Origin of the sequence: Bradyrhizobium sp. SZCCHNR1002, from assembly GCF_032381435.1 — a bacterium.
In the GTDB taxonomy this organism is placed as follows: domain Bacteria; phylum Pseudomonadota; class Alphaproteobacteria; order Rhizobiales; family Xanthobacteraceae; genus Bradyrhizobium; species Bradyrhizobium aeschynomenes.
Genome location: NZ_JAUHIS010000001.1, coordinates 885,998 through 900,626 on the forward strand (window position 1 = coordinate 885,998; position 14,629 = coordinate 900,626).

The following is a 14,629-nucleotide window of genomic DNA, read 5'->3' on the forward strand; positions in this document are numbered from 1 at the left end:
CAAGCCTCCGTTTCGCTTCATTCCGCCACGACAACTGCTTCCGTCGAACAATCAGTAAGTTGTGATCATGAACGAGCCAGCACTCGCCTTCCGTCCCCGACTCGTCTCCGCATCGACCAACTCCGGCGCACCACTGCCGTCCCCGATCGATGGTCGCGCTCTGCAGGTTGCCGAGGAGGCCTATCGCAAGGTGCTTGCTCTTCAGCCCAAGCATTTCCGCACCCTGTGCAGCCTTGCGACCGTCCGCCTGCAACTCGGTGACGCGCAGGAGGCACGAACCCTGCTGGACCGAGCCGCCGACGCCGCGGGCGACTCGGCAGACCTGCACGTGATGCTCGGAAAGGCGTTCGCCGGCCTGGGCGATCTGGCCAAGGCGACCTCGCATTTCGCGCGTGCCGCCGCGCTCGATGAGTCCTCGATCGAACCCCGCCTGCTGCTGGGCGGCGCATTGTACGGCCTCGGAGATCCCGCAGCAGCCGTCCGGCACCTCGAAGCCGCGCTTGCCATCGACGGCACGAACCCGGATCTCCACCAGGCGCTCGGCCTCGCCCTGCAACGGCTCGGCCAGTTCGAAAGGGCGATCTCTCATCATGAGGCGGCACTTGCGGCGAGGCCGCAATTTGCCGCAGCAGCCGGCAGCCTCGGTGATGCCTGCCGGCAGCTCGGCCGCCATTCCGAAGCGATCGCACACTATACTCGCGCGCTCGCCATCGAGCCCAACGTGCCGACGGTGCTGCTCAATCTCGGCGGCTGTCATCAGGCGATGGGCGAAACGAGCGCTGCCATTCGCAGCCTGCAGCAGGCACTTGCATTGAGTCCTCATCTTGCCGAGGCGCACTATAATCTCGGCAATATCCATCTCGACATGAAGAGCTGGCCGGGCGCGATCTTCCACTACGAGCGCGCCCTCGCCGAGCGGCCGGACTTTCCGGAAGCGCATAACAATCTCGCCAATGCGCTGGAATCGTCGGGCCGGCACGAAGAGGCCCTCTCCCATTACGACGAGGCGCTGCGGCTGCGGCCCGACTACGCCATCGCCCACCGCAATCGCGCCGACTCGCTGCGGAACGTGCAGCGATATGACGAGGCGATCGTCGGGTATCAGGCGGCTCTTGCGCACGATCCCCGCGACACCACGACCATGAACCATCTCGCGGGCGTCCTGACGATCGTGGGCAGGCTCGATGAAGCGGGACGCGCCTATGAATCTGCCCTGGCAGTCAACCCGCGCAGCATCGGCACTCACCTCAACTACAGCGTGGTCAAGCCGTTCGCGGTCGACGATGCCCGCTGGGCGCCGCTGCAGGAGCTGGCCGCAAGCGCGGAGACGCTCACCGAGGACGCTCGCATCGCCCTGCATTTCACGCTGGGGCGCGCCTATGCCGACGTCAAGGACGGTGAACGGTCGCTGCTGCATCTCAATGCCGGCAACAGCCTCGAGCGCCGCCGCATCAACTATGACGAGAACCAGGCGCTACGCCAGATCGAGCGCGTTCGCACCGTATTCTCCAAGGCCATGCTGCAGGCGCGTGCCGGTCACGGCGATCCGTCGGACGCGCCCGTGTTCGTGATCGGCATGCCGCGTTCCGGCACCAGCCTGGTCGAGCAGCTCCTGGCCAGCCATCCGGCCGTGCATGGCGCAGGCGAGGTCAACTACTTCGCGGCGGCTGCCGGGCTGTTCACCGACCGTGCCCGCGGCGACTACCCGGAGATGCTCGCCAAACTGTCCGATGCCGATATCGCGAGCCTCGCACGCGCTTATCGCGAGCGGTTCACGGGCCTGCCGGCCAGCGTCCGGCGTGTGGTCGACAAGATGCCGTCGAACTTCCTGTTCGCAGGGCTCATCCATCTGACGCTGCCGAATGCACGCATCATTCACGTCCGGCGCAATCCGATCGACACCTGCCTGTCCTGCTATACTCAGCTGTTCGCCGAGCCGCAGCCCTTCGCCTACGATCTCGGCGAGCTCGGGCGCTACTACCGGGCCTACGACGCGCTGATGAGCCATTGGCGCGCGGTGCTGCCGGACGGCGTCATGCTGGAGGTGGCGTATGAGGACATGGTGCGCGACTTCGATGCACATGCCCGCAAGATCGTCGCGCATTGCAGGCTCGATTGGGATGACTCCTGCCTGTCGTTTCACGAGAACGGACGCCCGGTGAACACCGCAAGCCTCGTCCAGGTCCGCAAGCCGCTGTTCTCCGGCTCGGTCGGCCGCTGGCGGATGTATGGCGACCGGCTGAAGCCGCTGCTCGATGCGCTCGGAACCGAGGCGCTGCGGCCGACGATCGCCGAGGCCATCGCCGGCATCAAGCAGCCGCAGCCCGTCAACGTCGCCCCGCCGGTGGTCACGCCGACGACGGATTCGCGCCCCTTCGACGCCACGCGGCTCGCCTCACTTCAGACGCTGGCCGACGGCGTGGTCACCGTCGCCAAGAAGCTGCAGAGCCGCGGCGAACTCGGCGACGCCGAGCAGATCTTCAAGCTCATCCTGGCCGGCCAGCCGACCAATTTTGACGCCCTCGTCGGCCTCGGAATGATCTCGACCACCGCCAACCGGCTCGATGAGGCCAAGGACTACTTCGAGCGCGCGGTGGCGGTGAACGACAAATCCGCCGAGGCCCGTGGCAGCATCGGCGCCGTCGAGGCCTCGGCAGGCCGCTATGAGATCGCAGTGCAGCATTACGAGGCCGCGCTCGCGCTGGCGCCGAGCCATCCCGGTATCCTCTACGCCTTCGCCATGGTCCGGCAGAACCAGGGGCTAATCGACGAGGCGATAGCTCTCCTCAGGCGGGCGATCGACAACAAGCCGCAGCATCTCGACGCGCATTTTGCGCTCGGCAACCTGCTGTATACAGCCGGCAAGGACATCGAGGCGGCGCGCTGCTACTTGAAGGTCCTCGACTTCAGCCCGGAGCACGCCGAGACCCACAACAACATCGCCAACGTGCTGCTGCGCCAAGGCCACCGCGAGCGCGCCATCGAGCACTACAAGCGGGCGATCGCGAGCCGGCCCGATTATGCCGACGCCTACGGCAACCTCGGCAATGCCTATCTCGAGCTCAACAGGCTCGCGGAATCGATCGAGCAGAACCTCCTGGCCATCAAGATCAAGCCGGAGCGCTTCGGCTCCTACAACAATCTCGGCGTCGCCTATCAGGCGCTCGGCCGTTTCGAGGAGGCGACCGCAGCCTTCCAGAAGGCGCTGGAGCTGGCTCCCGACGACGCGTCGATCCACCTCAATCTCGCGAACATGTCGAAGTTCAAGCCGGACGACAGCCGGCTGCCGAGCCTGCAGCGGCTGCTCGAACGCGCCGATCAGCTCGACCAGGAGAAGCAGATCGCCGCGCATTTCGCGATGGGCAAGGCGCTGTCCGATCTGAAGGACTACGACGGATCCTTCTCGCATCTGCAAAAGGCCAACACGCTCAAGCGCAAGAGCATGGACTACGACCATGAGCAGCGGCTCGGCATGATGCGCAACGTCGCCAGCCGTTTCACGCCGGAGTTCTTCCGCTCGGTGGCGGGCCAAGGCGACGAGTCCTGGGCTCCGATCTTCATCGTCGGCATGCCGCGCTCGGGAACTACGCTGATGGAGCAGGTGCTGGCCAGCCATTCCAAGGTCTTCGGCGCGGGCGAGCTCGAGACGTTCAAGGAGCTGGTCGGAGAATCCGCCAGCCGGCAGAAGCTCGTTCCCGCCTATCCCGATCTGGTTGCGCTGCTGCCGCCCGAGGAGATGACGAAGCTCGGACAGGACTACACCACCCGCGTGCGGCCCCTGGCGCCGGCGGCCGAGCGCATCGTCGACAAGATGCCTCTGAACTTCCTGTTCGTCGGACTGATCCACGCCGCGTTCCCGCGCGCCAGGATCATCAATACCAGGCGCGACCCGCTCGACAATTGCGTGTCCTGCTATCAGTTGCTGTTCACCGGAGCCCAGCCCTTCGCCTACGACCTCACCGAGCTCGGCCAGTATTACCGCGGCTATGAGGGCGTGATGGAGCATTGGCACAAGGTGCTGCCGCCCGGCATCCTGATGGACGTCCAGTACGAGGATCTGGTCGATGATCTCGAAGGCGTCTCACGCCGGGTGCTCGAGCATTGCGGCCTCGACTGGGAGGATGCCTGCCTCGACTTCCATCGCACCGAGCGCACGGTGCGCACCGCCAGCCTGATGCAGGTGCGCGAGCCGATCTACCGCCGCTCGATCGGAAGCTGGCGGCGCTACGAGAAGCATCTCGGGCCGTTGTGCGATGCGCTCGGGATCGAGGTTCCGCCGCCGGCGGAAGCGACCTGACCGCCGGCAAATAACCGGGTGCTGTTGCCCAGGGATCGGTGACAGGCGCGGCACCCGGCTATCCGGCCGCGCGGCGGAGCGGCATGCACATTGTGCGCGATCGGCTTTAAGAAATTATATTCGTCATATGCCAAGGCGTCAGTTTTACTACGCACGTGGAACAGCTAATTACACAATCGAAAGTTGCGTCTGCTCTCAGCAACTCAGGTTCACGCGAGTTGCGTTCGCAGACCGGTCAGATTGCACTACGGCGCCTGCGATTGATCCGCGCGAGAGATGAGACTGGTAGTTCGGCTCATTAGTTCGAGCGGCCCCGGCGAGTTGAGGGCGCGAGATGTCACGGCCCGACATCAACGCGATCGACCGGCAACCGAAACAGGTGCGCCGTCGCGACCGGCCGAGCAACTTCCGCCGACCAGCCGCGGCCGGCCGGGATGCTTTCGCCGAACTCCCGCCGACATCGAAGGCGAGATCTGCTGTCTTGCGAGCGCGAAACCCGCTCGGGCGCGCATTCTGGCGGCGATTCGGGGCCGCCCCGGGTTGTGAGGAACGATCAGCCGGCGCTTGACCTGGACGCCAAGGCTTGGTTTGACCCGATTTCGTCCGCCCGCCCCAACCGTGGAAGATCCCTGATCATGCGTATCACCCTCGTCGGCTCCCGCCATTTCGGTGTCGCCACGCTGAACATGTTGCGCGAGAGAGGAATCGAGATCGCGCGCGTGGTCGTGCACGACGGCGAGGACCGGCTTGCGGCGGCGGCACGCGCGGCCGGGATCGAGGTCGTGGTCCAGGCCGATCCGAAGGTGGTTCCGGCCAGCGAAATCGCCCCCGGCACGGATCTGATCGTCACGGCGCACAGCCACGCCCGCGTCACGCAGGAGGCGGTCGCCGCCGCCAGGCTCGGCGGCATCGGCTACCATCCCTCGCTGCTGCCGCGGCATCGGGGTATCGCCGCCGTGGAGTGGACGATCAAGGAAGGCGATCCGGTCGCAGGCGGCACCATCTATCACCTGGCCGAGCGCATGGACGCGGGCGCCATCGCCGCCCAGGATTGGTGCTTCGTCCGCAAGGGGGAGACGGCCCGCGAATTGTGGGAGCGCGCGCTGGCGCCGCTCGGCCTCAAGCTGCTCGGTGATGTCGTCGAATCAGCCAAGGCGACCGGCACCATTCCGGCCAAGCCGCAGGACGAGCAGTTCGCCACCAAGGCTCCCAGCATCATCCCGCATTGAGCGACAGACCACGCCCCGGTCGCTGCAAGCCCATCCTCATGCCCCTGAGGGCTCCTGCTCCGCTGCGAACAATCGTGCAGTCAACGCAAGGCTGTGGCGCTGATCTGCTCATGCGGTGCGCGAGGGCGCAGTTTGCCCACAATGCCGCCCCGTTGGCTGAAAAGCGGGTTCCGCGTTAATCCTTAACGGGCTGAAATTGCTGAATAAAATCTGGTTGCGGCGATGCGGCAAACTTTCGTCACAATTTCTCCAAATAAGGTTCGTCATCAAAGACATTGAGGGACAACGATTCATGCGTCTCGACCGCATTGGAATGGCTTTCGTCGCGTCGATCCTGGCCGGCACCGCAACCGCCCCGGCTTTCGCCCAGTCGCCCTATGACGGCCAGTGGCAGGTCACCATCGTCACCAGCAGCGGCAGCTGCGAGCCTACGGCCAGCTCGACCCTGATCGTCGCAGACGGTAAGGTTTCTGCGGCCGGCGCCAATGTCACAGGTTCGATTGGGCGCGAAGGCCTGGTTAAGGTCTCCATCAATGGCGCATTCGCGAATGGTCAGCTCAACGGCAATTCCGGCTCGGGAAAATGGAACGGCGCGTCGGCAGGTATTCCTTGCAGCGGACGCTGGCAGGCATCACGCATGTAATGACCGGCCCGGTCTGAACGTGTCCAAGCGGCGGCTCTCGGTAGCCGCCGTTTTGATGTCGACGCTCCTGACAGCGTCGCCCGGGCAGGCCGATCCGGGCCCTTTCACCGGCATGGCTGGAACCTGGGGCGGCAGCGGCACCGTAGCCCTCGAGGACGGGTCGACCGAGCGCATCCGCTGCCGGGCAAGCTACAGCGTGTCCGGACCAAGGATGAACCTGGTCCTGACCTGTGCGAGCGACGCCTACAAATTCGGTCTGCAGGCCGACGTCATCGCCGAGGGCGGGACCATTTCAGGCAGCTGGACCGAGACCAGCCGCGGCATCAGCGGGGTGCTGCAGGGGCGCGGCGGCAACGGCAGCTTCCAGCTCGTCGCGACCACGGCCGGCTTCAACGCCAACATCGCGCTCGCGACCCGCGGCAACCGGCAATCGGTGTCGATCCGTGCCGACAGCCAGTTCCGCGCAGCCAACATCTCGCTGTCGCGGTAATGGCGTTCAGGCGCGCTTGACGCCGGGGACCGGACCGCCGCTCGGAGCCGGAGCCAGTTGGGCCGCGGTTCGCTTGATGGTCTTGGCAACCAGCAGCGCCTGCTCGCGGGTCATGGCAAAATCCTGCACGCCCTTTTGGGTGGTCAGCGACAGCACCATGAGGTGAGGCTCGCGCTCCGGCCAGCCGGTGGCGAAGGCGGTCAGGAAGTCGGCTGAGGCGGCACGGTCGGTCATGTGTGAAAGCTGCCCTTGGCTGTTTCGCGGCGGTCGCTTTAGGACGAAACGCCGCCACACTCCATGTTTTTCTCGGCACATCGTCCGCGGCCTTCCGTGGCGGCGTTGATGCACTGCACCGTTGATTTCATTTGCATTGCTGTGCACGCGAGGTGATACAGCCGCTCTCGCCTCCTGCCCGCCCCCCATTCGGCCTCATGCATCGCCCCGCTTCGAAACTGATGGCCGCGCTGTGGATGACCGGATGGCTCAGCCTCATGTTGGTGATGGCGGTGGCCGGGCGCGAAGCCATGCGCGAGCTCAACGTCTTCGAGCTGATGGAGCTGCGCTGTCTCATCGGCCTGGTGATGCTGTCGCCCGTCATCGCCCTCAGCGGCGGCTTTGCGACCCTGCGCACGACGCGGCTGAAGCAACATGCCGCCCGCAATCTGATCCACTACGGCGCGCAGCTCGGCTGGTTCTTCGCGCTCACCCTGATTCCGATCGGTCAGGTCGTGGCGATCGAGTTCACGATGCCGATCTGGACCGCCCTGCTCGCCGCGACCTTCCTCGGCGAGCGGATCACCCTGTTCAAGCTGGCGGCGATCGTGCTTGGACTGGTTGGCGTGGTGGTGATCGTGCGCCCCGATACCGGTGCGATCAATCCGGGCCAGCTGATTGCGCTGGCCGCCGCCGTCGGCTTCGGCATCTCGATCGCGCTGGTCAAGTTCCTGACCCGCACCGAGCCGACCGTGTCGATCATCTTCTGGATGCTGGCGGTGCAGTCGGTCGCCGGCCTCATTCCCACGGTGGTATGGTGGAGCTGGCCATCGGCGACCGGCTGGGGCTGGATCGTCCTGGTCGCGCTCTGCGGTACCTTCTCGCACTTCTGCATGGCGCGCGCGATGCTCTACGCCGACGCCACGATCGTGATACCGATGGACTTCCTGCGCGTGCCGCTGACGGCGACGGTCGGCTGGTTGGTGTATTCGGAGCGCCTCGACGGTTTCACGGTGCTGGGCGCCGCGCTGATTCTGGCCGGGAATCTGTTGAACCTCCGGCCACCGCAGCCTCAACCCGTGCCGGTCAACTCCTCGACGCAAAGCTGATCCAGGGTCTTCAGCGTCGTGCACGGCTGAATGTCTGTGATGTCTCTCACGGAACCGGTGAGATACACGTGTTCGGCGTTGGCTGCGCGCAACACTCGCGAACTGCTTTGTGGCGAAAGCGAGATTTTTTGTTTGGGAACAAGACTTTTCGGCTCGAACGGCGACAAATGCTGCAGTGATCGCTTCGCTGGATCGTTAGGGGATCTCCTGATGCGCTTTCTCACCATCACCTTGTCGCTGCTCTGCATGGCGCTGACGGCCGGGGCCGCCAAGGCGGACCGTCGCGTCGCCTTCGTCGTCGGCAACGGCGCCTACAAGAGCGTGGCTCAATTGCCAAACCCGCCGGTCGACGCCAAGGCCATGGCGGCCACCCTGCGCAATGTCGGCTTCGACGTCGTCGAAGGCACCAACCTCACACGCGACAGGATGACCGAGAAGCTGCTCGACTTCGGTCGCAAGGCGCAGGGCGCCGACATTGCGGTGTTCTATTACGCCGGCCACGGTATCGCGATCGCCGGCACCAACTATCTGCTGCCGGTCGATGCCGACCTGAAATCGGAGATGGACGTCAAGCTCGGCTCGGCGATCAACATCGACGTGACGCTCGACCAGACCATGGGCGATGCCAAGGTCAAGCTGGTGTTCCTCGACGCCTGCCGTGACAATCCGTTCGCAGCCAAGATCAAGTCGAACTCACCGACGCGCAGCGTGTCGGTGCAGACGGGTCTCGCCGAGATGAAATCGGGCGAAGGCACGCTGATCGCGTTCGCGACGGGGCCCGGCCAGACGGCGCTCGACGGCGACGCCGGCGGCAACAGCCCGTTCACGCGCGCGCTGATCTCGCACATCGCTCAGCCCGGCGTCGAGATCCAGCAGGCCATGACCTCGGTACGCGCGCAGGTCAACGAGGAGACCAGCAAGGGCCAGCTGCCCTGGGGCCACACCAACCTGATCGGCGCGGTCTATCTCAATCCGGCCGCAGCACCTGCTGCGACGGCCGCCACGGCCGGAACCACGCCGGTTGCTGCCGCAGCGAGCCCGACCGCTGCCGAGGCCGAGCTCGAGTTCTGGCGCTCGGTGAAGGACTCCAACAAGCCCGAGGAGCTCAACGCCTACCTCTCGACCTATCCGAACGGACAGTTCAAATCGCTGGCGATGGCGCGTATCGCCTCGATCGAGAGCGGCGCCATCAACACCGCGACCCGCAACGTCGCCAAGGGCGTGGACCCCGCGACCTTCACCGAGGAAGGCACCCAGGTCAGCGAGGATCAGATCGGCCTCGACAAGACCAAGCGTCGCGACGTGCAGCGCCGCCTGACCGGTCTCGGCTTCGATACCAAGATGACCGGCGTGTTCGACGACGAGACCCGTGGCGTGATGAAGCGCTGGCAGGCCGCGCGCGGCTACCCCTCGACCGGCTTCCTGACCAAGCTGCAGCACAAGGCTTTGCTCGCCGAGCCGCAGCCGGCGCCCGCGACTGCCGCGGTCGGTGACGAGGCCAAGCCCCGCCGCGCCAAGCCGGCCGGCAATGTTGCCGCCGGCGGCCCGCCGCCCCAGGGTGCGCCGGTCTATCGCAACCCGCCGCCGCAGGATAACGCGGGCAACGCTGCCGGCGCCGCCTTCATCGGCGGCATGATGGGCGGCGTGCTCGGCAGTGCCCTGCGCCGGTAAGCTGCAGCATCCCTGACATGCGCGAGCCCGTGCCGTGATCGGCACGGGCTTTTTGCTGTCTCGTGGGCGCGACCACCTGCGCTGCAACCATCGATTTGGCTTGGGCAAATCACGGCTTTTTGGTGTAGACATGACGGCGGATTTCAGTCGTCCATCATGCTTTGGCCTGGGGGATTTCAGATGCGGGGGATCAGCCTCATTGCGGCGGGGGTGTTGTCGCTCGTCGTGTCAGCGCTCGGCGTCGACGCCGCCCGGGCCGACCGGCGCGTCGCCTTCGTGGTCGGCAACGGCGCGTACAAAAACGTGGCCCAGCTGCCCAATCCGCCGGTCGATGCCAAGGCCATGGCGGTCACCTTGCGCAATGTCGGCTTCGACGTCGTCGAGGGCACCAATCTGAATCGCGAGCAGATGACCGAGAAGCTGCTCGAGTTCGGCCGCCGCAGCCAGGGCGCCGACGTCGCCCTGTTCTACTATGCCGGCCATGGCATCGCGATCTCCGGCACAAACTACCTGCTACCCGTCGATGCCGACATCAAGTCCGAGATGGACGCCAAGCTGGGCGCCGCGATCAATGTCGACGTCACGCTCGACCAGACGCTCGGCGATGCCAAGGTCAAGCTGGTATTCCTCGATGCCTGCCGCGACAACCCGTTCGCGGCCAAGATCAGATCGGCTGCATCCACGCGCAGCGTCTCGGTGCAGACCGGCCTTGCCGAGATGAAATCCGGCGAAGGCACCCTGATCGCGTTCGCCACCGGTCCGGGCCAGACCGCGCTCGACGGCGAGGCCGGCACCAACAGCCCGTTCACCCGCGCCCTGATCGCACACATCACCCAGCCGGGCCTCGAGATCCAGCAGGCGATGACCCAGGTCCGCGCCCAGGTGAACGAGGAGACCGCCAAGGGCCAGCTGCCCTGGGGCCATACCAACCTGATCGGCGCCGTCTATCTCAATCCCGCGGCCGGCAATGTCGCTGCGGCGGGCACCGTCCCGGCGGCCGTCGCCACCCAGCCGGCGAACGACGTCGAGCTCGAATTCTGGCGTTCGGTGAAGGACACCAACAAGACAGAGGAGCTCAAGGCCTATCTGACCAACTATCCGAACGGTCAGTTCAGGTCGCTGGCGCTGGCGCGGGTGGCCTCGCTGGAGAATGCTCCCTCCTCGACCACAACGCGCAACCTGACCACCGGCATCGACCCCGCCACGTTCACCGAGCAGGGCACGCAGGTCACCGAGGATCAGATCGGGCTCGACAAGGGCCTGCGCCGCGACGTGCAGCGCCGCCTCACGGGTCTCGGCTTCGATACCAAGGCCACCGGCAAGTTCGACGAGCCGACGCGCGCCGTGCTCAAGCGCTGGCAGGCCGCGCGCGGCTATCCGTCGAGCGGCTATCTCACGAAGCTGCAGCACAAGGCCCTGCTCGCCGAGATCGTCCCGGCCGCTGCAACGGCCAGCGCGACTGATGAAGAACGTCCGGCGCGCCGGGCCCAGCGCAGCAGCGGCGGTGGCGGCGGCTATCACCGCAGCGGCGGCCCGGATGCCGGCGCGGCCTTCATCGGCGGCGTGATGGGCGGCATGCTCGGCGGCGCGTTCCGGCGCTGAGCGGCCCGGCCCCGACGATCAGCAAGACAGTCGCTGCCGAGAGAGCGCTGCCGAGACAGCGCGCCCGTAGCGATGTCCCGCGCGGCCCCCGAAGCGGCAGAGACACGGTCCGCCGCTTCCTCGCTTCAATCTCGCTCAGAGCCCCGCGGCCTTGCGCAAGGCAGCGTTCATTCGCTCCTGCCAACCCGGCCCTTCGGACTGAAAGTGCTCGAGCACGTCCTGGTCGATCCGCAACGTCACCTGCTCGCGGACGCCGGGGACCGCCGCCTTCTTCGGCGGCGCCTCCACCGGCTTGGTGGTCACCTTCTTGAAGGCGGCCTCGGCCTCGGTGCGGGCGTCGGCCAGGGTCCGGGGACGCCGCGGCTGGTCAGCCATGATCAGATTCCCTCGAACAGCGCCGTGGACAAATAGCGCTCGGAGAACGACGGCACGATGGCCAGGATCGTCTTGCCGGCGTTCTCCGGCCGCTTGCCGAGCTCGATCGCCGCCGCGATCGCAGCGCCCGAGGAGATGCCGCCGGGGATGCCCTCGTTGCGCGCCAGCGCCCGCGAGGTCTCGATCGCGGTCGTGCTGTTGATCTTGACGATCTCGTCGATGACCGAGCGGTCGAGAATATCGGGCACGAAGCCCGCGCCGATGCCCTGGATCTTGTGCGGCGAGTGCTGCCCGCCCGACAGCACCGGGCTCTCCTCCGGCTCCACCGCAACCACCTTGAGACCAGGCTTGCGTGATTTCAGCACCTGACCGACGCCTGTGATCGTGCCGCCGGTGCCGACGCCGGCGACGAACACGTCGATATTGCCGGCGGTGTCGTTCCAGATCTCCTCTGCCGTGGTGCGGCGATGGATGTCGGGATTGGCGAGGTTCTTGAACTGCTGAGGCATCACGGAGTTCGGTGTGGTTCGCAACAGCTCCTCGGCGGTCGCGATCGCGCCCTTCATGCCCTGCGCCGCCGGCGTCAGCACGATCTCCGCGCCGAGGAAGGCGAGCATCTTGCGCCGTTCGACGGACATCGACTCCGGCATCACCAGCTTCAGCTTGTAGCCGCGCGCCGCCGCCACGAAGGCCAGCGCAATGCCGGTATTGCCGGAGGTCGGCTCGATCAGCACGGTATCCGGCTTCAGCACCCCGGCCTGCTCCATCGCCAGGATCATGCCCACGCCGATGCGATCCTTCACGCTCGCCGCAGGATTGAAATATTCCAGCTTGGCGAGGATGGTCGCCTTCACGCCGTGCTGCTCCGGCAGCTTTCGCAGTCGCACAATCGGCGTATTGCCGAACGCCTCGACAATTGAATCAAATACGCGTCCGCGTCCGGGACGCTGTGTTGCAGCTGACGACTCCATCAAATCACTCCTTTGCGCGCTTCCGGCGCGACGTTGACAATGGTCCTCGCCATCTTCAGCGAGCCTATTGCGCTGCGCAAGCACGTTTACGCGATCGCAAGATGACCGCGGCGCACAACAAGTCGTCGCTAAATTGCGAAAAACCAACGCATTTGTGTTGCGACAAGGTCAACAAACCCAGTGTATCTTCGGACGGAGATTCACGGTTCGGCGTCGATCGCGGCCGAGCGGGCATCAGCAAAATGTCATCTTCGGAATGATACAAGCAGGATGTTCCCAGCGATCGGCATCGCCGCCGCAGAATGAACCACGTAAGAACAGCCCACATAAGAACAGACCACCCAGACAAACTCTTTGTGTGACGGACTCGATATCCGCGAAAGTTGGACTCGTCGGAAATAGACTCGTTCGAAATTGCACAGTTCGAAATTGACGTCGTTCAAACAGAGATCACCAACAAAGAGATCGCCCAGGAGGTCCCTATGTCAGCACTCGCTGATCTCATGTCGACCGCATCCCCCCGTCCGGATCCGCGCGGCTGTGATCTACCGACCTGTCCGGTTTGCGCGGACTCCATGATAGCTGCGGAGGCATCGGCGTATCTGGCCGACAATGCGATCAGCTATCTCTGGACCTGCGACACCTGCGGCTACGGCTTCGTCACCAAGCATTCCGTGAAGAGCCGCTTCGTCTGCAATTGAACGGTATCGCGGCCGAAAGCGTTCCATGGTGTGACGCCGCAGCCGTCACGCCATGATGTATCCCCGAGGCGGTCTGCCAGGTCCATCCAGCCATCTGATGCCAAGAGGCGCACTGAGCGGCCCCTGTGAGGGAGCCGTCAGCCGGCGCGTGCGGGAATGTCGCCGCGCGCCCAATCCGCCTTGGTGCGCTCGTAGAATTCCGTGAAGCGCCGTGATGCGATCGCCTCGCGCATCCCGGCCATCAGCTGCTGGAAATAGGCGATGTTGATCTCCGACAGCAGCGTGGCGCCGAGCGCCTCGCCGGCCTTGATCAGATGATGCAGATAGGCGCGCGAATAACTGCGCGCCGCCGGCCACGGGCTCTCCTCATCCAGCGGACGCGGATCGTCGGCGTGACGCGCATTCCGCAGGTTCACTGGCCCGAAGCGTGTGTAGGCGACGCCGTGGCGGCCGTTGCGGGTCGGCAGCACGCAGTCGAACATGTCGATGCCGCGTCTGACGGACTCCAGGAGATCGTCCGGCGTGCCGACACCCATCAGATAGCGCGGACGGTCGGCCGGCAATGCCGGCGCGGTCGCCTCGATCATCTCCAGCATGACCGCCTGCGGCTCGCCGACAGCCAGGCCGCCGATCGCATAGCCGTGAAAGCCGATGTCGACCAGCGCCTGCGCGCTGGCGATGCGCAGCGCGGGCACGTCGCCGCCCTGCACGATGCCGAACAGCATGTAGCCGGCGGGCGCGCTCTCGAACGCCCGGCGGCAGCGCTCGGCCCAGCGCAGCGACAGCCGCATCGCGCGCTCGATGTCGTCAGGCTCGGCCGGCAGCCGCACGCATTCGTCGAGCTGCATCGCGATGTCGGAGTTGAGCAGCCGCTGCACCTCGATGGCGCGCTCCGGCGACAGCTCGATCTTGGCGCCGTCGATATGCGAGCGGAACGTCACGGCCTGCTCGGTCACCTTGCGCAGGCCCGACAGCGACATCACCTGGAAGCCGCCGGAATCCGTCAGCATCGGCCCACCCCAGCCGGTGAAGCGCTGCAGGCCGCCAAGGGCGGCGATGCGCTCCGCGGTAGGCCGCAACATCAGGTGGTAGGTGTTGCCGAGCACGATGTCGGCGCCGGCCTCGCGGACGTCGCGCCAGTGGATGCCCTTCATGGCGCCGGCAGTGCCGACCGGCATGAAGGCCGGGGTGCGCACCACGCCATGCGGGGTCGTCAGCCGGCCGGTACGGGCCACGCCGTCATTGCCGAGCAGTTCGAAATGGTTGGGAAGGTCGCTAGCCGAGGAACTCATGGCCGGCTTATTGCGTCAGGATGGGCGACGTTTCAA

At 65.7% G+C, this 14,629-nt stretch carries 12 protein-coding genes; 8 read left to right on the forward strand and 4 right to left on the reverse strand.

Translation table 11 applies throughout. From position 1 onward, the window contains the following. Positions 1-67 precede the first annotated feature (67 nt). The 4 genes from QX108_RS03895 (at position 68) to QX108_RS03910 (ending at position 6,659) form a co-directional block, all read left to right on the forward strand. Positions 68-4,297, forward strand: coding sequence for a sulfotransferase (locus tag QX108_RS03895; protein WP_315778675.1), 4,230 nt, complete (start codon positions 68-70; stop codon positions 4,295-4,297). Positions 4,298-4,932: 635 nt separating this feature from the next. Continuing rightward, positions 4,933-5,526, forward strand: coding sequence for a formyltransferase family protein (locus tag QX108_RS03900; protein ID WP_315778673.1), 594 nt, complete (start codon positions 4,933-4,935; stop codon positions 5,524-5,526). Between the two features lie 292 nt (positions 5,527-5,818). Then, complete coding sequence (locus QX108_RS03905) at positions 5,819-6,169, forward strand: hypothetical protein (protein WP_315726180.1); 351 nt, start codon at positions 5,819-5,821, stop codon at positions 6,167-6,169. Positions 6,170-6,224: 55 nt separating this feature from the next. Next, complete coding sequence (locus tag QX108_RS03910; protein ID WP_315720230.1) at positions 6,225-6,659, forward strand: hypothetical protein; 435 nt, start codon at positions 6,225-6,227, stop codon at positions 6,657-6,659. A 6-nt stretch (positions 6,660-6,665) separates the two neighbouring features. Here QX108_RS03910 and QX108_RS03915 read toward each other — a convergent pair whose 3' ends face one another. Then, the gene (locus tag QX108_RS03915; protein ID WP_172133146.1) at positions 6,666-6,893 is read right to left on the reverse strand and encodes a hypothetical protein; all 228 of its coding nucleotides are present in this window, start codon (positions 6,891-6,893) and stop codon (positions 6,666-6,668) included. Between the two features lie 197 nt (positions 6,894-7,090). On the opposite strand from QX108_RS03915, the gene QX108_RS03920 reads away from it, so the two are divergent. The 3 genes from QX108_RS03920 to QX108_RS03930 all read left to right on the forward strand — a co-directional run bounded on the left by QX108_RS03920 (position 7,091) and on the right by QX108_RS03930 (position 11,254). Further along, positions 7,091-7,981 carry a DMT family transporter gene (locus QX108_RS03920; RefSeq protein ID WP_315778671.1) on the forward strand — a complete coding sequence of 297 codons (891 nt, stop codon included), beginning with the start codon at positions 7,091-7,093 and terminating at the stop codon, positions 7,979-7,981. A 210-nt stretch (positions 7,982-8,191) separates the two neighbouring features. Beyond that, entirely contained in the window at positions 8,192-9,652 is a 1,461-nt protein-coding gene (locus tag QX108_RS03925; RefSeq protein ID WP_172182977.1) for a caspase family protein, read from the forward strand. Between the two features lie 180 nt (positions 9,653-9,832). Continuing rightward, positions 9,833-11,254, forward strand: coding sequence for a caspase family protein (locus tag QX108_RS03930; protein WP_315720233.1), 1,422 nt, complete (start codon positions 9,833-9,835; stop codon positions 11,252-11,254). Between the two features lie 135 nt (positions 11,255-11,389). Here QX108_RS03930 and QX108_RS03935 read toward each other — a convergent pair whose 3' ends face one another. After that, entirely contained in the window at positions 11,390-11,629 is a 240-nt protein-coding gene (locus QX108_RS03935) for a BrnA antitoxin family protein (protein WP_172108669.1), read from the reverse strand. A gap of 2 nt (positions 11,630-11,631) precedes the next feature. Further along, a complete protein-coding gene (cysK, locus tag QX108_RS03940; RefSeq protein ID WP_315720234.1) occupies positions 11,632-12,600 on the reverse strand; it encodes a cysteine synthase A in 969 nt (322 codons plus the stop codon). Between the two features lie 482 nt (positions 12,601-13,082). Between cysK and QX108_RS03945 the strand changes: the two genes are divergently transcribed. Next, a complete protein-coding gene (locus QX108_RS03945) occupies positions 13,083-13,301 on the forward strand; it encodes a hypothetical protein (protein ID WP_008962685.1) in 219 nt (72 codons plus the stop codon). A 137-nt stretch (positions 13,302-13,438) separates the two neighbouring features. On the opposite strand, the gene tgt is transcribed toward QX108_RS03945, so the two are convergent. Further along, positions 13,439-14,593 carry a tRNA guanosine(34) transglycosylase Tgt gene (gene tgt, locus QX108_RS03950; protein ID WP_315778667.1) on the reverse strand — a complete coding sequence of 385 codons (1,155 nt, stop codon included), beginning with the start codon at positions 14,591-14,593 and terminating at the stop codon, positions 13,439-13,441. Between the last annotated feature and the right edge of the window lie 36 nt (positions 14,594-14,629).

Coding starts and splice junctions, on each gene's coding strand:
- tgt (WP_315778667.1), bottom strand. CDS start 14,593: ATGAGTTCCTCGGCTAGCGACCTTCCCAACCATTTCGAACTGCTCGGC.
- QX108_RS03925 (WP_172182977.1), top strand. CDS start 8,192: ATGCGCTTTCTCACCATCACCTTGTCGCTGCTCTGCATGGCGCTGACG.
- QX108_RS03920 (WP_315778671.1), top strand. CDS start 7,091: ATGCATCGCCCCGCTTCGAAACTGATGGCCGCGCTGTGGATGACCGGA.
- QX108_RS03945 (WP_008962685.1), top strand. CDS start 13,083: ATGTCAGCACTCGCTGATCTCATGTCGACCGCATCCCCCCGTCCGGAT.
- cysK (WP_315720234.1), bottom strand. CDS start 12,600: ATGGAGTCGTCAGCTGCAACACAGCGTCCCGGACGCGGACGCGTATTT.
- QX108_RS03900 (WP_315778673.1), top strand. CDS start 4,933: ATGCGTATCACCCTCGTCGGCTCCCGCCATTTCGGTGTCGCCACGCTG.
- QX108_RS03895 (WP_315778675.1), top strand. CDS start 68: ATGAACGAGCCAGCACTCGCCTTCCGTCCCCGACTCGTCTCCGCATCG.
- QX108_RS03915 (WP_172133146.1), bottom strand. CDS start 6,893: ATGACCGACCGTGCCGCCTCAGCCGACTTCCTGACCGCCTTCGCCACC.
- QX108_RS03905 (WP_315726180.1), top strand. CDS start 5,819: ATGCGTCTCGACCGCATTGGAATGGCTTTCGTCGCGTCGATCCTGGCC.
- QX108_RS03935 (WP_172108669.1), bottom strand. CDS start 11,629: ATGGCTGACCAGCCGCGGCGTCCCCGGACCCTGGCCGACGCCCGCACC.
- QX108_RS03930 (WP_315720233.1), top strand. CDS start 9,833: ATGCGGGGGATCAGCCTCATTGCGGCGGGGGTGTTGTCGCTCGTCGTG.
- QX108_RS03910 (WP_315720230.1), top strand. CDS start 6,225: ATGTCGACGCTCCTGACAGCGTCGCCCGGGCAGGCCGATCCGGGCCCT.